This window comes from Streptomyces sp. NPDC046939 (assembly GCF_040644575.1).
Taxonomy (GTDB): Bacteria; Actinomycetota; Actinomycetes; order Streptomycetales; family Streptomycetaceae; genus Streptomyces.
The window spans coordinates 232,049-250,588 of the sequence record NZ_JBEYWV010000007.1; the positions used below are offsets into that span (position 1 = coordinate 232,049).

Consider the following 18,540-nt stretch of genomic DNA (forward strand, 5'->3'; position numbering starts at 1 on the left):
TCCGCCCCGCCACCTTCGCCCGTCCGTCCCGCGCCGAAGGGCGACCACGCAGCGAGGCGCTTTCCGATGCGCATCGTCGCCTACATCGCCAACACCGGCTCCGGGACCGTCTCTTCCTTCGACGTCCGTCGTGAGAAACCCCTTCGGACCATTCCCGTGGGGAAGGAGCCGACCGGGGTCGGCGCGGCCCCCGACGGTGCGCACGCCTATGTGGCGAACGGCCGGTCCGGGACGGTCTCCTTCATCGACACCACCGAGGAGAAAGTGGTCGCGACCGTGCCGGTCGGCCCTTTTCCCTATGCGGCCTTTCCCAGTCGCGACGGGCGCCGGGTATTCACCGCGAACTGGGGCGGCGACAATGTGTCCGTCATCGACACCCGTAGCCGGAAGGTCGTCGCGACGCCACGCGCCGGAGCTCTTCCGCACAGTGTGGCCACACTGCCCGACGGAACCGCTTATGTCACCGACAGCGGCAGCAACAACGTCACGGTCCTGTCCAAGGAGAACACCTCCGTGGCCCGCATTCCGGTCGGTGATTTCCCGAGCGGAATCGCCGCCACCGCGAAAGGGGACAGGGTCTTCGTCGCCGACACGGGCGCGGGCACCATCTCGGTGATCGACCCCGCCACGCGCAAGGTGACGGCCACCTGGCCCGTCGGCAAGGCGCCGCTGAGCCTGGGTGTGAGCCCCGACGGGCAGCGGCTGTACGCGGCGGACTCAGGCGCCGACCAGCTCCTCGTCATCGACACGAAGACCGGTGGCGTACTGTCCCGCGTGCCCGTCGGCAAGAACCCGCAGGGCCTCGCGGTGGCCCCGGGCGGCAGCCGCGTGTGGGTCACCAACGAGGGCTCCGACACCGTCTCCGTGATCGATCCGAAGGTCCCGAAGGTACGGGCGACCCTGCCCACCGGTCACCAGCCCGAGGGCGTCGCCATCACCCCCAGGTGAGTGCGGCGGCGTTCGGGGCCTGTCAGTCCCGGTCGACGTGTTCGCGGAGCACCTTGCGGTCGGTCGCGTCGATGTCGTACGTCGTCTTGTTCCAGTCGCTCGTGTTCACGACGTCGACGGACCACATGGGGCCGCCCCGGTCGGTGTCGTCGAGCTCGACGGAGGTGACCGTGCCCTTGGTCCTGCCGGTCGCGGTGTCGGCGGCCTGCTTCGGGCCCACCTTGGCCTTGGACAGCAGGCCGGCGAGCTCCTTCTTGTCGTCGCCGTCCTGATCGGAGTCGGTCCGGGGCTCACCCGCCTCGCCGGTGACCGCGTCCACGCGGACGGTGCTCTTGGTGCCGTCGCCCGTCGCGACCTCGGCCTCCCAATCCGGCTTGTCCGACGGTCCCTTGAGCTCGATCGAGACCGGCTTCGAGCCGTTCACGGCCTTGACGGCGGCGTCCATCGCCTTGTCGTACCCGACCTTGGCCTTCGGCACGAGGGTCTTCCGCTCGGACTGGTCCTCGGTGAGGCCGCCCGCCGAGCCCGAGGGCGAGGGTGAGGGCGACGTCGAGCCGGAGGCGGAGTCCGCGCGCGACATCGACGCGCGGGCGTTGTCGGGGGCGGACCCGGTCTGCGCCGGATCCTTGTCGTCGCCGCACGCCGTGAGCAGGGCGCCCGCCGCGGCCACGGCACACGCGAGGGAAAGGCCGCGGGAGACGGTCACGCGGCGGCGCGAAGGTGAGGGCATATGGTTATTTGTACGCATATCATCACGCTACGATGCCGCCCGGGCCCTGCCGGAGTGGCGCGCGGCAGCCGTCACCCGACGGCACCCTCGCCCCTCCGACGACACCACCGCCGGACCGCGACCACCGGGGCGTCGTACGCCGCGACCGCTCGGCGCGGTACCGGCAACCCCGCGACGTCCGGTGCGTCCGGGTCGGCGCCCTGGTGCACCAGGTTCGGCCCAGGCGGCGCGCCGGTGAACCGCGCCACCGTACGCGCGACCGCCGGGTCAGAGGTGGCGCGGAGGCGTGTTGCGGATGGTGGAGCGCCTCGCCCAGAGGGCGCAGCCGAGGAGGACGAGGCCGGCCAGGCCGTACGCCCACGCGTCGGTGCTTCCCGTGGCCCAGCCGACGGCCCAGGCCACGGACCACACGGCGAGCAGGACGCACAGTGCGGTCCAGGCCTGGGCCCACATGCGGTGGCGCGTCTCGACCCGCTGCGGCGTGCCGCGCTCCATCTCTCCCATGTCCGGGGTGGTGTGGTGGTGCTTCTCGTGAAGGCTCATGTCGCTCCGCTTGCCCCGGACGGGCTCGGAGAAGCGTCACGTAATCGTCGCGTACGCGGGCATCCGGCTCTGTACGAAAGGAGTGTCCGTGAGCATTGGTGAGGTATCGAGAACGGCGGCCGAGCGGCGCGACAGCGAGGAGGTCGCGCGCGAGGAGGCGCACGAGAGGGCCAACCGGCGGTGGGCCGAGATCTTGCAGGAGACGCGCGTCGCGCAGACGGGTGTGCAGATTCTCTTCGGCTTCCTGCTGAGCGTCGCCTTCACGCCGAGCTTCGGCGACCTCGGCGCCTTCGACACGACGGTGTACGTGGTGACCGTGCTGCTGGGCGCCGCCGCGACCGGTGTCCTCATCGCCCCGGTCTCCCTGCACCGGCTGCTGACGGGGCAGAAGCTGAAGGACGACTTGGTGCGCACGGCGGGCCGGCTGATGGTGACGGGGCTCGTCCTGCTGGCGCTGACCATCAGCGGCACGGTGCTCCTGATCCTGCATGTGGTGCTGCCGAACCTGCTGGCGGAGATCCTGGCGGGCGGGATCCTCGTGTGGTTCGCGCTGTGCTGGTACGCACTGCCCATGCTGCTCAAGAAGCGCTCGGACCGCCGTCGGGCGGCCGACTGACGGTGCGGCGGCCAGGGCTCCGGCCGATCACGCCTTCGATTCTAATACCGGTATAGTAAGGCCGGTATTGTTATTGGTTGCCTGCGTGAGAGAAGCCCTACGTGATCGAGATCCTGAACCCCACCCTCCTGAACCGGGCCAGGGAGACCGGCGCCCTGGTCGGCACCATCCTCCAGGAGCTGCGCGGCCGCAGCGTCGTCGGCACGAACCTGCTGGACATCGACCGGTGGACCCAGAAGATGATCAGCGAGGCGGGCGCGCAGTCCTGCTACGTGGACTACGCGCCCTCCTTCGGCCGCGGCCCGTTCGGCCACTACATCTGCACGGCGGTCAACGACGCCGTCCTGCACGGGATGCCGCACGACTACACCCTGGCCGACGGCGACCTCCTGACGCTGGACCTCGCCGTCTCGCTGAACGGGGTCGCCGCGGACGCCGCCATCAGCTTCGTCGTCGGTGAGACCAAGGACGCCGAGAGCCCCGCCCTGATCGAGGCGACCGAGCGCGCTCTCGCGGCGGGCATCGCCGCCGCCCGGCCCGGAGCCCGTATCGGCGACCTGGCGCACGCCATCGGTACGGTGCTCGGCGAGGCGGGCTACCAGGTCAACACGGAGTTCGGCGGGCACGGCATCGGCTCGACGATGCACCAGGACCCGCACGTCCCCAACACCGGGCGCCCCGGCCGCGGCTACACCCTGCGCCCCGGGCTGCTGCTCGCCCTGGAGCCGTGGGTGATGGCGGACACCGCCGAGCTCGTCACGGACGCCGACGGCTGGACGCTGCGCAGTGCGACGGGCTGCCGCACCGCCCACACGGAGCACACCATCGCCATCACCGAGGACGGGGCCGAGATCCTCACCCTGCCGAAGCGGTGAAGTAGCCATAACGGCCCGCGGCGGCCCGCCGAGTTGATAGCACTGACGTGAACGAGGTCGTATCACGCAGGAGTCGGATCATGGCGGCGGACAAGCAGCACGAGCGACGGGCGGGAGAGCCGCCCCGGGCCACCGGTGACCTGGTCGGCCGCCGGACGGAGCTGGCACAGGCGGTGCGGGCGCTCGGGCACCGCCAGGTGGTGACGCTCGTCGGCGTCGGCGGGGTGGGCAAGACCCGGGTGGCGCAGGGCGTCGCCGCCCAGGTGCGGGCGGAGCTGCGCGACGGCGCCTGGTGGGTGTCGCTCTCGGGCCTGCGCGACGGGGCGCTGCTGCCGCACACCGTCGCCGAGGCGCTGCCGATGGCGCACCAGACGGCCGTCCCGGTGATCGACGCCCTGGCGCACTACCTCGCCGAGCGGGAACTCCTCCTCGTCCTCGACACGTGCGAGCACCTGACGGGTGAACTCCGGCCGGTGGTCGAGCGGTTGACGGGTGCCGCGCCCGGGCTCCGGGTCCTCGCGACCAGCCGACGCCCGCTCGGGCTGGCGGCCGAGGAGGTGCAGGCCGTCGAACCGCTGCCGGTCCCCGGCCCGGCGCGGGCGGCGGCCGGGCAGAGCGGGCCGGACGCGGACGCCCTGGTGCTCCTCGCCGACCGGGCGGCGCGGGCCGTCCCCGGGTTCACGGTCACCGACGCGGACCGGCCCGATCTGGAGCGTCTGTGCCGCCAGTTGGAGGGCCTGCCTCTCGCGATCGAGCTGGCGGCGGCGCGGCTGAGGGAGCTCTCACCGGGCGAGCTGGCCGACCGCCTAGCGGACCGGGTGTCCGACCGGTTCACGGTGCTCGACGACGCAGGCCCCGCCACCCCGGGCGTCGAAGCCGGGGGCGACGACGCCGCTCCGGCCGACCCGTCCTGGCACCAGGCGCTGCGCACCGCGATCGGCTGGAGCCACCAACTGTGCGGTCCCGCCGAGCGGTTGCTGTGGGCGCGCCTGTCGGTGTTCGTGGGCAGCTTCGACACGGAGGGCGCCGTCCAGGTCTGCGGCGACGACCGCCTGGACCGCGCGGACATCCCCCGCCTCCTGTCGGGGCTCGCCGAGAAGTCGATCATCACCTGGGAGCCGACGGCGGCCGGTGAGCGCTATCGGATGCTGGACACGATCCGCGAGTACGGTGAGGACTGGCTGCGCAGCCTCGGCGAGGGCCGGGAGTTCCGCCGCCGCCACCGCACCTGGTACCTGCGGCTCGCCCGCGCGGGCGACGCGGCCTGGATGGGTCCCGACCAGTTCTTCTGGTACGAGCGCATGCACGCCGAGTTCGACAACCTGCGGCTCGCCCTGGAGTCCTGCCTCGGCTCCGCCGACAGCCGGATCGGCCTCGGCATGGCCGGGGACCTGTGGTTCCTCTGGTACGCGTGCGGGCTCGCCCGGGAAGGACGGCACTACCTCGAGCGCGCGCTGGCCGCGTTCTCCGGCCCGAGCCCCCTCCGGCTCAGGGCCCTGTACGCCCAGGGACTGGTGCTGACCGAACTCGGCGACCTGCCCGCCCTGGAGGAGATCGACGCCGAGTGCACCGCCCTGGCTGCGCGGTTCGGCGAGGAGGAGGACAGTCTCGCCAAGTCGATCGCCGTGGTGACGGCGGCGCTGCGCGGCGACGCGGTGACGGTCCTGAAGCTGACCGACGAACTGCACGCCCGGCACAGCCGCTCGCCCGAGTCCATGCTCACCGTGCCCGGCCTCGGCTCGCTCTCCGTCGGCAGCCACGCGCGCGTGGCCCTGGGGATGGCCGAGGACGCCCTGCCGGGCCTGGACGAGATGCGGCAGGTGTGCGACGCCGCGGGCGAGACGTGGATGCGGGCGTGGGGCGACTCCATCCGCGCCCAGGCGGAGCTGGCCCTGGGCCGGATCGAGGACGCCGAGCGGTCCGCCCGCGCCTCGCTGGCGGTGAAGCACCGCATGCACGACAGTTTCGGCTCCGGCATGTGCCTGGAGGCCATCGCCCAGTGCGCGATCGCCGACGGCCGCGCCGAGCGGGCGGCCCGACTCCTCGGCCTGGCGCACCAGTTGTGGGACACCCTCGGCCGCCCGCAGGTCGGCATCCCCTCCTGGGTCGCGGCCCACGAGGAGTGCGTCGGCCGCACCCGCGCGGCGCTCGGCGAGGCCGCCTACGACCACGCCTTCACCACCGGCTACCGCACCGATCTCGACGCGGGCATCGCCGAGGCGCTGGACGACGCGGCGACGCGCTGACACCGCGCGCCCGCCGACGCGCACCGCCCTGGCCCTCCCCCGCGCCGCCCCGACATGCGGGTCTGCCCGGCGGGAGGGACCGTGGAGGGATGAGGCGCATGCACGTACCCCCGACAGAGACGCCCCCGGTGGAAGGCTCGACCGCGGAGGCGCACCAGGAGCGAGCCGACGGCGGGATGTGGGAGCACCCCGCTTGGTGGGTGTGGCTCATCGTGATCGGCGCGGCGGTGGTGGCCGCCTTCTTCGTCGCCCGGATCTGGGGGCTGTGACGGCCACCGGGCGTCAGAGGGGCAGGCTCCGGCGGGTGCGCAGCGCGAAGCGGCGCTCCGCGTAGGCGAGGTCGTCGCGCCACAGCCTGCCCGCCGCCGCGCGCATCAGGGGGCGCAGGGCGGCGGAGGCGTGGCGGGCGAGGGCGAAGCCCGGCCGTTCGGACGTGGCGATCACCGCTTCCACGACGGCCGTACGGGGCGCGGGGTGGCCGTCCGGGGTGAGGGGCGTGGCATGGGTCTCCACCACCGAGTCGCGGCCTTCCCCGTCGGTGATGTGCATGACGACCGTGCGCGGTTCCGGCGCGGTGAAGACGGCGCGGACCGGGACCACGATCCGGGACGTGAGCTTGAAGGAGACCTCCACGACGAACGCGTCGTCCGCGCTGTCGCCCGTGGGGCTGTCGACGACGCGCAGGTCCACGAACGAGTACGGGTGGAACCAGGCGCCGTGCCAGGGGTCGAGCCGGTTGGCGACGATGTCCTCCGGCTCGCAGCGCCCGAAGCCGGTGTAGACCGCGTGGACGGCGCCGGCCGGCTCGGGGCGCGGCGGGATCACCGGCCGGTCGAGGGGCTGCTCGGCGCCTGCGGCGTCCAGGCGTACCCAGATCAGGACCCCGTCGTCGTGGACGGGCAGTGTGCGCCAGCCCGCCTTGCCGCCCGCGCCGAGGGCGAGCCCGTGCCAGTGGCAGACCACCTCGCCGCACCGTACGGGGCTGTCCTTGAGCGGCGCACCCAGGTGCGGGCAGGCGCCGGGACCGGCCGCCAGGGTGCCTTCGGCGTCGCGCCAGACGATGAGTTCGCGGCCCGCCACGGTGCGGCCGAGCGGCTTGTCGCGCTGCACCTCGCCGGAGGACCCGACCACGTACCAGTTGCCGGAGGGGCGGGCCTGCGAGCGTTTCAGCGCGGCCTCGATGAGCGCGGGGCGGGCCGCGCGCCAGGTGGGCTCCTGGCGGTGCCAGGCGGGCGGGTTCCTGCGCAGGGTCAGCGGGAAGCGGGAGCGCGTCGGCCGGTCGCTCATGCGGCCCCCCGGCACACGGGCGCGGCCGCTTCCGCGCGTACGGGCACCGGGCCGGTCCGCGCGGCCGGTGGCGCCGAGCGGTGGCTGATCCGGGCGTGCGCGATGCGGGCGAGGCCGTCGAGGGCCACGACCGTGCGGCGGCGGCGCGGGACCACCGCGCGCCGGTGCAGCACGCTGTAGCCGTCGTCGGCGACGGCGTCGAGGATGCCGGAGTAGAGCACGAAGGCGCTGCGGATGCAGGGGCGGGAGACCGGGTCGAGCAGGGCGATGCCGGGGACCGCCTGCCGGTAGACGCCGCGGGTCAGCTCCTCGAACGCCCGCAGCGCGCGGGTGATGCGGGTGTCGCGGCGGCCGGTGTCGCGGCTCCATCGCAGCAGCTCCCGGTCGACGCCGTGGGCGCCGAGCAGGTCGGCGGGGACGTAGATCCGGCCGCGGTCGAGGTCCTCGCCGACGTCCCGCAGGAAGTTGGTGAGCTGGAAGGCGACGCCGAGGGCGGCCGCGTACGGTTCCGCCTCCTCGCGCGGCGCGACGATGCCGAGGACGGGGACCATCTGAAGGCCGATCACCGCAGCCGAGCCGTGCATGTAGCGGCGCAGGTCGGCGTAGGTGGCGTAGTCCGTGACGGTCAGGTCGGCGCGCATCGCCGCCATGAAGTCGTGGAAGTGCCGCGCGTCGATCGCGTAGCGGCGGGCGGTGTCGGCGAGCGCGTGCACGACGGGCTCGGCGCTGCGGCGCGCGTCCAGGCCGTGGCGCAGGCTCATCGAGAGCTGTTCCAGCGCGGCGGTGCGCGCCAGGGGGTCGGGCGGGCCGGTGTCGACGATGTCGTCGGCCCAGCGGGCGAAGCCGTACAGGGCGTGGACGGCCGGGCGGCGGTGGGCCGGGAGGAGGCGGGTGGCGAGGAAGTACGTCTTGCCGTGGCGGGCGTTGAGCGTGCGGCAGTGGGCGTACGCGTGGCGCAGCCCGGGGTCGGTGATGCCTGCGGCGTCGAGTTCTCGGGCGGTCACGAGGGCGCTCCTTCTGAGGTCGTGAGCCGGTACGGGGCGCGGGGCGCCGGGGTCGTGCGCGGGCCGGTGATCCTGGCGGCGGCGAGCTTCCCGGACAGCAGCACCGTGGGGACGCCGACGCCCGGGGTGGTGCCGCAGCCCGCGAGGACCGCGTTGGCCGTGCCGCGCACGAGGTTGCGGGGGCGGAAGGGGCCGGTCTGGGCGAAGGTGTGGGCGGCGGAGAACGGGGTGCCCGCCGCGTGCTCCTGGGCGTGCCAGTCGGCCGGGGTGACGAGGCACTGCTCGTCGATGGCGTCGCCGATGCCGGTGAGGCCGCGCCGCTCCAGTTCCGTGAGGAGTTCGGCGCGGTAGCGGGGGGCCAGGTCGCCCCAGTGCGCGGCGCTCGGCCCGATGTCGGTGTTCGGGCAGGGCGCCAGGATGTAGTGCAGGTGCTTGCCGGGCGGCGCGAGGGCGGGGTCGGTGGCGGTGGGCCGGGTGATGAGCAGCGAGGGGTCGCTCATGAGGCGGCCGTGCCGGGTGAGCTCGTCGAAGGTGCCGTGCCAGGCGGCCCCGAACGACAGGGTGTGGTGCGCCAGTTGGGGCCAGGTGCGGTCCGTCCCGGCGTGCAGGACGACGGCCGAGGGGGCGTGGCGCAGCGGCACCGTGCGGCGCGGGGCGCGGCCGAGCAGGCGGTAGGTGACGGGCAGGTCCGGGGTGAGGACGACGGCGTCGCAGGGGATGCGCTCGGTGTCGGTGACGACGGCGGTGACGCGGTCGCCGCTGCGTTCCAGCCGCTCGACCCGGCGTCCGTAGCGAAGCTCGGCGCCCGCCGCCGCGGCGGCGTCCGCCATGGCCCGCGGCAGTGCGTGCATGCCGCCGCGCGGGAAGTAGACGCCCGCGACGGTGTCCATGTAGGCGATGACGGCGTACGCGGCCAGGGCGCGGGCCGGGGGGACGCCGGCGTACAGCGCCTGGAAGGAGAAGACGCGGCGCAGCCGTTCGTCCTTGATGAACCGGCTGATCCGGGCGTCCATCCGGCCGAAGCCGCCGAGCGCGGCGAGGCGGGCCAGGTCGGGGGCGAGCAGTTGCAGGGGCGAGTCGAAGTTGGTGTCGATGAAGTGCCGCATCTGCGCGCGGTAGAGCCGGTGCAGCCACGCGCGCAGGCGCGCGTATCCGGCGGCTTCCCGCGGGCCCGCGAAGTCCTTGACGGCCTGGTGCATGGCGGCGGCGTCGGTGTGCACGTCGAGGCTGCTGCCGTCGGCGAACGAGGCGCGGTAGGCGGGGTGGAGCGGCACGAGTTCGACGCGGTCGCTCATCCGCTCGCCCACGGCGGCGAAGGCCTCGTCGGCGATGTCCGGCATGGTCAGCACGGTCGGCCCCGTGTCGATCCGGTACCCGCCCCGCGTCAGCAGCCCCGCCCGGCCCCCGGGCACCTCCTCCCGCTCCACCACGGTCACCCGCCGCCCCGCCCCGAGCAGATGCAGCGCGGCGGCCAGCCCGGACAGCCCGGCTCCCACGACGACGACGTGATCGGTCCTGCCCGGCACGGTCCTCATACGGCCCCCCGCCCCGCGGCGACGGGCGGTGCGGTGACGCCCGCCGCCCGGTGCATCAGGGTGCGCAGGCGTGCGCGGGCCGTCGGGTCCAGGAGGGCGGTGTCCAGGTGGCGGGTGCCGCGGGCGAGCAGGCTGCGGATCTTGTCCTCGACGTTGCGGCGGGCGCCGGTGCGTTCGAGGACGTGGCGGACCTCGTCCAGCTCGCCCTCGTCGAGGTCGGGGCGGCCGAGGCAGTGGTCAAGGACGCGCAGGGCGTGCCGGTCGCCGTCCGCCTCTGCGCGCGCGTGGGCGAGGGCGACCAGGTAGGTGGGTTTCCCGGCGCGCAGGTCGCCGCCCGCGGGCTCGGCGCGCCCGGTGCCGTCGGCGAACACGTCGTCGAGGTCGTTGCGGAGCTGGAAGGCGAGACCGGCGCCGCGCCCGGCCGCGCCGAGCGCGTGCAGAGTCGTTTCGTCGGCGTCGGCCAGGAGCGCGCCGAGCTGAAGCGGCCGTTCCACGGTGTACAGGGCGGTCTTGAGGCAGGCGGCGCTCAGCGCGCGCCGCAGGGACCGGCTCCGGGTCAGTTCCCCCTGGAGGTCCAGGTACTGCCCGGCGACCATCTCGGTGCGCATGCGTGACCAGGTGTCACGGACGCGGGCCGCGCGCCGCTCGGGCAGCCGGACGGCGGCGGCCTCGTCGTCGGCCCAGGCGAGGGCGAGGTCACCGGCGAGGATGGCGGCGGACTCGCCGAACCGGTCGCGGCCCGGGTGCGCGGACGGCTCGTAGCCCGCGGCCAGGTCGACGTGGAGGGCGGGCCCGGCGCGGCGCGTGGAGGCCCGGTCCATGACGTCGTCGTGGACGAGGGCGCAGGTCTGGATGAGTTCGAGCGCCGCGCCGAGCCGGACGGCGGCCTCGGTCTGCTCGTCGTCGGGCGGGCCGCAGACGCGCAGGCCCCACCAGAGGAACTGCGGGCGCAGGCGCCGTCCGCCGTCGAGCGTGAAGCGTGCGACGCATCCTGCGACGTCGGCGCCGAAGGTCGCGTCGGCGGCCGTGGCCTGCGCGACGCGGGGCCCGAGCAACTGGCCAAGGCGGCGTTCGACCGTCCGCGCTACCTCGGCGTCGATCTGCCGCACGCGCGCGGGCACGGGCGGGCGGCCGCCGTGCGGGGCGAAACCGTGGTCCGCCCGGCCCGCCTCGTGGGGCGCGACAGTCGTGGTGGCGCCTGTCGCCTCGTGCGGAGGCATGTCGGCTCCTTCGTGGTGGCTGCGCATGGGCAGGTGATCGAAAGGTGTTGCAGGGCATTCCTCGTCACCCACGGGATCGGATGCGCCGTGCTGCGGCAACCGGAGCAACTTCGCCGACCGGCCGGTTCCCCTACCGCCGGCTTCGGCAGGGATCCCCGCGCTCGCGCATCCATGATGGGGACAGCGCCGGAAGAGGTGTCCGGAGCGGGCGTGTCGAGGGCAGGAGGTGTGCGTGCGGTCGGACGTGGTGATCATCGGCGCGGGAGCCGCGGGGCTCTCCTTGGCGGAACGGTTGTGCACCGGTGCGGGCCGCTCGGCCCCGACGGTGCGCCTCGTGGAGCCGCCGCCGGGAACACTGCGCCCGCCCCCGCGGACCTGGTGCTTCTGGGAGAGCGGCCCGGGACGCTACGACGAGGCGGTCACCGCCGCCTGGAACCGGATGCGGGTGCGCGGCCCCGACGGGCGTCTGGTGGACACCCGTACCGGCGCCCTGCGGTACAAGATGATCCGCTCCCCCGACTTCGAGGCGGCCGTCGAGCGCCGCCTCTCGTCCAGCCCCGCGCTGACCCGCACGGAAGGCGTCGTCGAGGGGATCGAGGGGACGGCGCGCGGGGCACAGGTGCTGCTGCGTACGGCCCAGGGGCGGCACGAGGCGCTGTCCGCCCGCTGGGTCTTCGACTCCCGGCCGCTCGGCAGCCTGCCACCGGCCCGCACGACGCTGTTGCAGCACTTCCGCGGCTGGTTCGTGCGCACGGCGCGGCCGGTCCTCGACCCGGACTCCGTCGAGCTGATGGACTTCCGCACGCCACAGCCGGAGCGCGGCCTGGCCTTCAGCTACGTCCTGCCCACCGGCCCCCGCACCGCGCTGGTGGAGTACACCCAGTTCTCGCCCTCCGTACTGCCGTCCGACGCCTACGACGACGCCCTGCGCACCTACCTGCGCACGGTCCTCGCGGTCGGCGACTACAGCATCGAGGCGAGGGAGGAGGGCGTCATCCCGATGACGGACGCCCGGTTCGCGCGCCAGAGCGGCCAGTCCGTCTTCCGGATCGGCGCGGCGGGCGGCGCCACCCGCCCGTCGACGGGCTACACCTTCGCCGCGATCCAGCGCCAGTCGGCGGCCATCGCCGCCGCCCTGCGCGCGGGACGGCGCCCGGTGCCGCCCCCGCCACACTCCCTGCGCTCCCGCGCCATGGACGCGATCCTCCTGCACGCCCTGGCGAGCGGCCGCCTCGACGGCGCCGCCTTCTTCACCCGCCTGTTCTCGCGCGTCCCCGCCCCGCGCCTGCTGCGCTTCCTCGACGGCGCCACCAGCGTCTACGAGGACCTCGCCATCGGCCTGAACAGTCCGGTCCTGCCCCTGCTGCGCAGCGCGGCGACGCTCCCCGCCCAGCCCCTGCGCCCCTTCCCCGGCCCCTGAACCGCGCCGGGCCCCGTCAAGGAGAACCATGCCGACGCTGCACGACGCCACCCTCGCCGGGGCGTTCGACCATGCCGCCCGCAGCTACGACGCGCTCGTACGGGCCAACCCGGGCTACCACGCCCACCTGCGGCGCTCGGCGCGCCGCCTGGGCCTGCCCGCACGGGGACGGCCGGTGCGCGTCCTGGACCTGGGCTGCGGCACGGGCGCGTCGACCGCCGCCCTGCTGGCCGCGCTCCCGGACGCGGAGATCACCGCGGTGGACGCGTCGGCGGGGATGCTCGAGCGGGCGGCGGCCAAGCGCTGGCCGTCCGGCGTCACCTTCGTCCACTGCCCGGCGGAGCGCCTGGCCGACGCCGGGATCGGCGACCGGTTCGACGCGGTCTTCGCCGCCTACCTGTTCCGCAACACGGCCGAGCCCGGCCGGGTCCTGTCCGCCGTCCGCGACGTGCTGCGCCCCGGCGGCAGACTGGCCGTGCACGACTACACCCTGAGCGGGGCGCGCAGGCACCGCGCCGTATGGTCGGCGGTCTGCGCGGGGCTCCTGCCGGTCACCACCGCGCTGGGCGACGGGGCGCTGTACCGGCATCTGTGGCGCAGCGTCGTCGAGTTCGACACGGCGGACGGGTTCGCGCGGCGCCTCACGGGCGCGGGGTTCGCGCGGGTCAGGGTCCTGCCGCTGCCCGGCTGGCAGACCGGCATCACGCACACCATCGTCGGCCAGCTCCCGCACGAGGGGGCCGGGGCGTGAGGCGCGGCGCCGACCTGCCGCCGGGGGCGCGGGACCGCCTGGCCGTCCGCCTGCCCGCCTCCCCCGGCGCGCCGTCCGCGGCCGGCACGCCTCCGTCCACCGCCGTCGTTGGCGGCGGCATCGCCGGGCTCGCGACGGCGGTCGCCCTCGCCGAACGCGGCGTCCGCGTCACCCTGTTCGAACGCGAGGCGACCCTCGGCGGGCGCCTCGCCGGCTGGAGCACCCGCCTCGCCGACGGCTCGCGGGCCACCATGAGCCGCGGCTTCCACGCCTTCTTCCGGCAGTACTACAACCTGCGCGCCCTGCTGCGCCGCACCGACCCGCACCTGGAGCGCCTGACCCGGCTGCCGGACTACCCGCTGTGGCACGCCGGCGGCGCGCGGGACAGCTTTCAGCACGTGCCGCGGACACCGCCGTGGAGCGCCATGGGCTTCGCCCTGACCAGCCCGACGTTCACCCTGCGGGATCTGCCCCGGATGAACGCGCGGGCGGCGCTGCCGCTCATGGACGTCCGCGTGCCCGAGGTCTACGAGCGCCTCGACGGGGTCAGCGCGCACGACCTCCTGGCCGCCATCCGCTTCCCCGAGGCCGCGCACCACCTGGCCTTCGAGGTGTTCTCGCGCAGCTTCTTCGCCGATCCGCGCCGGCTCTCGGCGGCCGAGATGGCGCTCATGTTCCACATCTACTTCCTGGGCTCGGCGGAGGGGCTGTTGTTCGACGTCCCCAACGAGCCGTTCCCGTCGGCCCTGTGGGACCCGCTGAGCGGCTACCTGGAGGCCCTGGGCGTCGACGTTCGGGTGTCCACCCCGGTCGACCGTGTGGTGTCCGACCCCGGCGGCGGTTTCGTCCTGGAGTCGGGGGCGCGCGGCGAGGCGTACGACGCGTGCGTGCTGGCCCTCGACACGCACGGCCTCCAGGGACTGGCCGAGCGCAGTCGCGGGCTCGTCGACGACGGCTGGTACGCGCGCGTGGCCCGCTTGCGGACGGCGCCCGCCTTCCTGGTCTCCCGGCTGTGGCTGGACCGCCCGGTCGCCGCCGACCGCGCGGGCTTCCTCGGCACCAGCGGCTACGGCGGCCTCGACAATGTGAGCGTGCTCGAACGCTGGGAGCACGAGGCGCAGAAGTGGTCGCGCCGGTCGGGCGGTTCGGTCGTCGAGCTGCACGCGTACGCGGTCGGGGACGGCGCCGACCGCAAGGGTGAACAGGACGCCCTTGTCGAGCAGTTGCACCGCGTCTACCCCGAGACCCGTGACGCCCGCGTCGTCGACGCCCGGCACGAGTGGCGGGACGACTGCCCGCTGTTCGAGGTCGGCGGCTACCCCGGCCGCCCCACCGTGCACACCTCCCACCCGTCCCTCATGGTCGCCGGTGACCTGGTGCGCACGGAGCTGCCCGTGGCCCTGATGGAACGGGCCGCCACCAGCGGCATGCTCGCGGCCAACGCGCTGCTGCGGCGGTGGGGGCTGCGCGGGCACGAACTGTGGACGGTACCGACGCGCGGCCGCACCGCGGTCCTACGCCACCTGGCCCGCTGAACCGCACACCACCTCAGCGGCACGGACCCCAGCAGGGCGACGACCGCCCGCAGCCCTGCGGCTGCACGGCCCCTCACCCTCGTACGACAAGGACCGGTTCCGCCCCCACACCATCCTCAGCGGCGCGGCCCGGGTTCCAGCAGGGCGACCGCCTCCCGCAACCCCTGCGGATGTACCGCCCCCTCGACCGTCGTGCCGCGCCAGCCCGGTCCCACCAGGTACAGCGCCGGTCTCTGCCGCGCGCCCCGGGGCCCCCAGGCCGTCCGCAGCAGGTGGGACGCGAGGGGTGCGTCCGCCAGGGAGCGGGTCTGGGCCCACAGCATAACCGTGGCCGGGCCCGTGCGGCGTACGGCGCTGAGGAGCGCCTCGGTCGGTACCGCCGCGCCCAGCATCCGTACGGACCGCCCCGCGTCCAGGAGCGCCGCGCTGACCGCTTCGAGCGGCAAGGTGTGCTGCTCGCCGGGGACGCAGGCCAGGAGGACGGCCTTGTCGTCCCTGGGGGCGGGCGGGGGGTCGAGCAGGAAGCGGGCGTTGCGCAGGGTGGTGGACACGTGCCACGCCAAAAGGTGCTCGACCTCGATGTAGCGCTCGCCCGAGGACTCCCAGGTGCGGCCGATCGCGTGCAGGGCGGGCGCCATCAGCTCCTCCCAGGCGGTGATCACCCCGTGGCGGCGCACGAACGTCTCCAGCTGCTCCTGGAGGGCCCCGGAGTCGAGCCGGAACGCCGCTCGTGCGAGGCCCCGGCATTCGGCGCGGACCGTACCGAGCGACGGCAGGGGCGGCGCCTCGGCCGGCCCCTCGACATGGGTGGCGCCCCTGGCCGCGTCGTCCGGCGCGCCCTCCTGAAGGAAGGTTTCCTCAGAAGCGGCCACCTCTCGCCGCGCACCGCCCGCACGCTCCTTCGCCACGCGCGCGGCCTCGGCCGGCGGGATCCCGGCGGCCGTCAGGCGGCACATGTCCTCCAGCATGGCGACGTCACGCGGCGACCAGCGGCGGTGGCGGCCGTGGCCGCGTCCGGCAGGGCCGAGGTCGTAGCGCTGGTCCCAGGAGCGCAGCGTCGTCGGAGAGACGCCCAGGCGGCGCGCGAGCGAGCCGGAGGTGATCCCGGCACCGTCGCCGGTGGATCGCTGCAGAACCGATGCGGCCTGCGAAGAAGACGGAGAAGAAGACACTGCGGGGTCCTTCGGAAAGCGATGCACATTCGATGCGAGTCGAAATCAGCGGTCCGCGCTGGCCAAGGTGAAGATCACTGCTTCGGCGACGGAAGGCACGGGCCCATGGGCGCTCACGGGATCACGGGAACTCTTCGGGTCGGCCGCTGGACGCCGGTCGAGGAGTCACTGTCCGACGATGAGCTGGCCGCGGGCCTCAGGCACGGCCGGGAGGCGTGTCTGGAGGCGGCCTACCGTCGCTGGGGGACGCTCGTCCACACGCTGGCCTACCGGTCACTCGGCGACCCGCGCGAGGCCGAGGACGTGACCCAGCAGGTCTTCCTCGCGGTGTGGCGCGGCCGGGCGGGATACGACCCCGGCCGGGGGGCCATCGCGGGGTGGATCGTCGGCATCGCGCGCCGCAAGATCGCCGACGCGCTCAGCGCGCGGACCCGCCGGGCCGTCCTCGCGTCCGCCGCGGAGGCCATGCTCAGCGTGGCGTCCCCGGTGGTGGAGGACGCCGCGCACGTCGCCCTCGACCGTGTCGTGATCCGCCACGAGCTGGCGCTGCTGCCCGCGCCGCAGCGGCGCGTCCTGGAGCTGGCCTTCTTCAAGGACCTCACGCACAGCCAGATCGTGCAGGTGACGGGCTGGCCGCTGGGCACGGTGAAGAGCCATTCGCGGCGCGGTCTGACCCGGCTGCGCCATCGTCTCGTCACCGCCGACCGGCATTAGCGTCTGCCCGTCGGCGTCTTCGCCGCGAGCGGCAGCGGCGCGGGCTCCGGCGCGGCACGGCGCGCCTCGGCCTCCCTGGCCGCCTCCGCCGGGTGGCGGCGCTGCCAGTACGGGTTGTCGTGCGACAGGCGGCTGGACACCCGCCCGTACATGCCGAACGTGACGATGATCAGGCCCATCACGAAGCTGAAGACGACGTTGGTCATGCCGAAGTCGAGCACGTTCCCGGGCTTGTCCAGGAGGAAGATGTGGACGAAGCCGCTCAGCAGGAAGAGCGTGCCGACGGCCATGTTGATCGTGGAGGCGACATTGCCGCCGATGACGCCGCCCGCGATGAGCACCAGCCCGACGACGACCGAGACGAGGCTCAGGACGCCGTTCGTACTCATCCCCGCGAGCTCCTCCCCCGCGGTGTCGAAGGGGTGGAGGCTGTCGGCGAACCCGAGGCAGCCGAAGACCAGCAGGACGACGCCGCAGAACCCGGCGCCCCACCGGTAGACCCGGGCGAGCTTGTGATCAAGGGGAAGTTCGTCTCTGAGCTGCATGATGCGGGCGCCTCTCTGGTCGTCTGCCGCGCCGTGTCCCCCTCACATCCATTCGCGCCCACCTCCCTGAACGGTTGCAGCGACCGCCGATCCGCACCGCGCGGGCTCAGTTCGTTTTCTGGACAGGCGTCCCGCCCGGCACTTCGCTGACAGTGTTGCGGCCCGCCGCAGACCGGACGGACGCTCGGGGTGACGGAGTGACGGGCGCAGGAAGGACGCGGTACGCGTGGTGGACCCGGTGCGGATGTGGTACACGCACGAGCGCGGCGCGGCGGCGCGGGCCGTCGCGGCGGAACTGCGACAGCAGAGCCAGGACCTGATCGACGCGAGCCGGTCGCTGCGGCACCGCCGCCGGAGCACGGGCGGCGCCCGCCCGGGCTCAGCCGCCGTCGGCGACGGGGTGCGCGGCGAAGGCCTCGTCCTGGCTGTCGTAGACGTCGAAGATCCCCTCGGAGGCGGTCAGGGCGAGCAGCCGGCTGACCGTGGGGTGCGGCGAGACGAGGACGAAGCGGCTGCCGGCCTCCAGGGCGCGGCGGTGCAGACGCAGCAGCGCGTTGTACCCGGAGGAGTCGCAGAAGGAGACGCGGGACAGGTCGAGGAAGACCGCGGGCCTGCGGTCGAGGAGGCCGCCGAGCCGGGCGTAGAGGTCGGTCGCGGTGTGCAGGTCCAGCTCGCCGTCGGCGCGCACGACGACGCGGGCGCTCTGCGACTCGTCGGTGGTCAGTGTCAGATCGCTCATGCGGCAGTGCTCCAGTGCTGGACGCGTGCGAAGTACCCGGTTGGTGCCTCATTGTCATGATATCGGTACATATGATGGTGTCGATGTACGGGGCCGGACCTCGTACGGGCGGGCATATGCGGGCCGGCTTGCGACCCGGGCCACCGTCGAATATTTGAGCCACCTCACAGCCGGGCCGCTGAGAGAATCAGGGTTCCGGGCGAGGCGGGGCGGTGAAGTCGCCGGAGAGAACGCCCAGTTGGCGGTGGGGTCCAGGTCCCTGGAGCCGTGCGTCCGGGCGGCGCGTGCGTCACTTTCGGGCGGGCCGGATCTTGCGGGGCCGTTTTCCCCGTTACCCTCGCAGTGTCTAGGGCGCCAGATAGCGGGCGCCGAATACTGGAGGCAACACTTCATGCTGATCGCTCAGCGTCCTTCGTTGACCGAAGAGGTCGTCGACGAATTCCGCTCCCGGTTCGTGATCGAGCCGCTGGAGCCGGGCTTCGGCTACACCCTCGGCAACTCCCTTCGCCGGACCCTTCTCTCGTCCATCCCGGGCGCTGCTGTCACGAGCATCCGTATCGACGGGGTCCTGCACGAGTTCACCACCGTGCCGGGCGTCAAGGAAGACGTCACCGACCTCATCCTCAACATCAAGCAGCTCGTCGTCTCCTCGGAGCACGA

The 18,540-nt window shown here is 73.9% G+C and carries 18 protein-coding genes and 1 pseudogene; 10 read left to right on the forward strand and 9 right to left on the reverse strand.

Features of this window, described 5'->3' with window-relative positions:
• Window positions 1-66: 66 nt before the first annotated feature.
• Complete coding sequence (locus tag ABZ877_RS10560) at window positions 67-948, forward strand: YncE family protein (protein WP_361067567.1); 882 nt, start codon at window positions 67-69, stop codon at window positions 946-948.
• 22 nt (window positions 949-970) lie between these two features.
• Here ABZ877_RS10560 and ABZ877_RS10565 read toward each other — a convergent pair whose 3' ends face one another.
• A complete protein-coding gene (locus ABZ877_RS10565) occupies window positions 971-1,678 on the reverse strand; it encodes a PepSY domain-containing protein (protein ID WP_361067570.1) in 708 nt (235 codons plus the stop codon).
• A 267-nt stretch (window positions 1,679-1,945) separates the two neighbouring features.
• Entirely contained in the window at window positions 1,946-2,221 is a 276-nt protein-coding gene (locus ABZ877_RS10570) for a hypothetical protein (RefSeq protein ID WP_361067573.1), read from the reverse strand.
• Window positions 2,222-2,315: 94 nt separating this feature from the next.
• Here ABZ877_RS10570 and ABZ877_RS10575 point away from each other — a divergent pair, with 94 nt between their 5' ends.
• From ABZ877_RS10575 to ABZ877_RS10590, 4 genes are all read left to right on the forward strand, one after another.
• Complete coding sequence (locus tag ABZ877_RS10575) at window positions 2,316-2,837, forward strand: DUF6328 family protein (RefSeq protein ID WP_361067623.1); 522 nt, start codon at window positions 2,316-2,318, stop codon at window positions 2,835-2,837.
• Between the two features lie 101 nt (window positions 2,838-2,938).
• Window positions 2,939-3,712 (forward strand): type I methionyl aminopeptidase, encoded by a 774-nt coding sequence (map, locus tag ABZ877_RS10580; RefSeq protein ID WP_361067576.1) that lies wholly within the window; start codon window positions 2,939-2,941, stop codon window positions 3,710-3,712.
• Window positions 3,713-3,792: 80 nt separating this feature from the next.
• Window positions 3,793-5,958, forward strand: a complete 2,166-nt coding sequence (locus ABZ877_RS10585; RefSeq protein ID WP_361067579.1) for an NB-ARC domain-containing protein — start codon at window positions 3,793-3,795, stop codon at window positions 5,956-5,958.
• The gene (locus tag ABZ877_RS10590; protein WP_361067627.1) at window positions 5,955-6,227 is read left to right on the forward strand and encodes a DUF6480 family protein; all 273 of its coding nucleotides are present in this window, start codon (window positions 5,955-5,957) and stop codon (window positions 6,225-6,227) included. The genes ABZ877_RS10585 and ABZ877_RS10590 overlap by 4 nt, the downstream gene beginning before the upstream one ends.
• Window positions 6,228-6,240: 13 nt before the next feature.
• Here ABZ877_RS10590 and ABZ877_RS10595 read toward each other — a convergent pair whose 3' ends face one another.
• Genes ABZ877_RS10595 through ABZ877_RS10610 form a run of 4 tightly spaced genes read right to left on the reverse strand, consistent with a single transcriptional unit; the run spans window position 6,241 to window position 11,004 of the window.
• Entirely contained in the window at window positions 6,241-7,245 is a 1,005-nt protein-coding gene (locus ABZ877_RS10595) for a DUF5914 domain-containing protein (protein ID WP_361067581.1), read from the reverse strand.
• On the reverse strand, window positions 7,242-8,249 hold the full coding sequence (locus ABZ877_RS10600) for a phytoene/squalene synthase family protein (protein WP_361067584.1): 1,008 nt from the start codon (window positions 8,247-8,249) through the stop codon (window positions 7,242-7,244). The genes ABZ877_RS10595 and ABZ877_RS10600 overlap by 4 nt, the downstream gene beginning before the upstream one ends.
• Window positions 8,246-9,784 carry a phytoene desaturase family protein gene (crtI, locus tag ABZ877_RS10605; protein WP_361067587.1) on the reverse strand — a complete coding sequence of 513 codons (1,539 nt, stop codon included), beginning with the start codon at window positions 9,782-9,784 and terminating at the stop codon, window positions 8,246-8,248. Before crtI ends, ABZ877_RS10600 begins: the two co-directional genes overlap by 4 nt.
• On the reverse strand, window positions 9,781-11,004 hold the full coding sequence (locus tag ABZ877_RS10610; protein WP_361067589.1) for a polyprenyl synthetase family protein: 1,224 nt from the start codon (window positions 11,002-11,004) through the stop codon (window positions 9,781-9,783). The genes crtI and ABZ877_RS10610 overlap by 4 nt, the downstream gene beginning before the upstream one ends.
• Before the next feature lie 226 nt (window positions 11,005-11,230).
• Between ABZ877_RS10610 and ABZ877_RS10615 the strand changes: the two genes are divergently transcribed.
• Genes ABZ877_RS10615 through ABZ877_RS10625 form a run of 3 tightly spaced genes read left to right on the forward strand, consistent with a single transcriptional unit; the run spans window position 11,231 to window position 14,710 of the window.
• Window positions 11,231-12,424, forward strand: coding sequence for a lycopene cyclase family protein (locus ABZ877_RS10615; RefSeq protein WP_361067592.1), 1,194 nt, complete (start codon window positions 11,231-11,233; stop codon window positions 12,422-12,424).
• 28 nt (window positions 12,425-12,452) lie between these two features.
• Window positions 12,453-13,175, forward strand: coding sequence for a methyltransferase domain-containing protein (locus ABZ877_RS10620; protein ID WP_361067595.1), 723 nt, complete (start codon window positions 12,453-12,455; stop codon window positions 13,173-13,175).
• 38 nt (window positions 13,176-13,213) lie between these two features.
• The gene (locus ABZ877_RS10625; RefSeq protein ID WP_361067629.1) at window positions 13,214-14,710 is read left to right on the forward strand and encodes an FAD-dependent oxidoreductase; all 1,497 of its coding nucleotides are present in this window, start codon (window positions 13,214-13,216) and stop codon (window positions 14,708-14,710) included.
• A gap of 116 nt (window positions 14,711-14,826) precedes the next feature.
• On the opposite strand, the gene ABZ877_RS10630 is transcribed toward ABZ877_RS10625, so the two are convergent.
• Complete coding sequence (locus ABZ877_RS10630) at window positions 14,827-15,843, reverse strand: MerR family transcriptional regulator (protein WP_361067631.1); 1,017 nt, start codon at window positions 15,841-15,843, stop codon at window positions 14,827-14,829.
• Between the two features lie 144 nt (window positions 15,844-15,987).
• Between ABZ877_RS10630 and ABZ877_RS10635 the strand changes: the two genes are divergently transcribed.
• Entirely contained in the window at window positions 15,988-16,596 is a 609-nt protein-coding gene (locus ABZ877_RS10635; protein WP_361067598.1) for a sigma-70 family RNA polymerase sigma factor, read from the forward strand.
• Here the strand turns inward: ABZ877_RS10635 and ABZ877_RS10640 are convergent.
• Both ABZ877_RS10640 and ABZ877_RS10645 read right to left on the reverse strand, forming a co-directional pair.
• The gene (locus tag ABZ877_RS10640; RefSeq protein ID WP_361067601.1) at window positions 16,593-17,141 is read right to left on the reverse strand and encodes a DUF4383 domain-containing protein; all 549 of its coding nucleotides are present in this window, start codon (window positions 17,139-17,141) and stop codon (window positions 16,593-16,595) included. The genes ABZ877_RS10635 and ABZ877_RS10640 overlap by 4 nt on opposite strands.
• 379 nt (window positions 17,142-17,520) lie before the next feature.
• Window positions 17,521-17,880 (reverse strand): STAS domain-containing protein, encoded by a 360-nt coding sequence (locus ABZ877_RS10645; protein WP_361067604.1) that lies wholly within the window; start codon window positions 17,878-17,880, stop codon window positions 17,521-17,523.
• A 391-nt stretch (window positions 17,881-18,271) separates the two neighbouring features.
• Here ABZ877_RS10645 and ABZ877_RS10650 point away from each other — a divergent pair.
• Window positions 18,272-18,540, forward strand: a pseudogene (locus ABZ877_RS10650) (DNA-directed RNA polymerase subunit alpha); the annotation flags it as partial.

Coding starts and splice junctions, on each gene's coding strand:
- ABZ877_RS10570 (WP_361067573.1), bottom strand. CDS start 2,221: ATGAGCCTTCACGAGAAGCACCACCACACCACCCCGGACATGGGAGAG.
- crtI (WP_361067587.1), bottom strand. CDS start 9,784: ATGAGGACCGTGCCGGGCAGGACCGATCACGTCGTCGTCGTGGGAGCC.
- ABZ877_RS10610 (WP_361067589.1), bottom strand. CDS start 11,004: ATGCCTCCGCACGAGGCGACAGGCGCCACCACGACTGTCGCGCCCCAC.
- ABZ877_RS10620 (WP_361067595.1), top strand. CDS start 12,453: ATGCCGACGCTGCACGACGCCACCCTCGCCGGGGCGTTCGACCATGCC.
- ABZ877_RS10565 (WP_361067570.1), bottom strand. CDS start 1,678: ATGCCCTCACCTTCGCGCCGCCGCGTGACCGTCTCCCGCGGCCTTTCC.
- ABZ877_RS10595 (WP_361067581.1), bottom strand. CDS start 7,245: ATGAGCGACCGGCCGACGCGCTCCCGCTTCCCGCTGACCCTGCGCAGG.
- ABZ877_RS10645 (WP_361067604.1), bottom strand. CDS start 17,880: ATGAGCGATCTGACACTGACCACCGACGAGTCGCAGAGCGCCCGCGTC.
- ABZ877_RS10560 (WP_361067567.1), top strand. CDS start 67: ATGCGCATCGTCGCCTACATCGCCAACACCGGCTCCGGGACCGTCTCT.
- ABZ877_RS10640 (WP_361067601.1), bottom strand. CDS start 17,141: ATGCAGCTCAGAGACGAACTTCCCCTTGATCACAAGCTCGCCCGGGTC.
- ABZ877_RS10585 (WP_361067579.1), top strand. CDS start 3,793: ATGGCGGCGGACAAGCAGCACGAGCGACGGGCGGGAGAGCCGCCCCGG.
- ABZ877_RS10635 (WP_361067598.1), top strand. CDS start 15,988: ATGGGCGCTCACGGGATCACGGGAACTCTTCGGGTCGGCCGCTGGACG.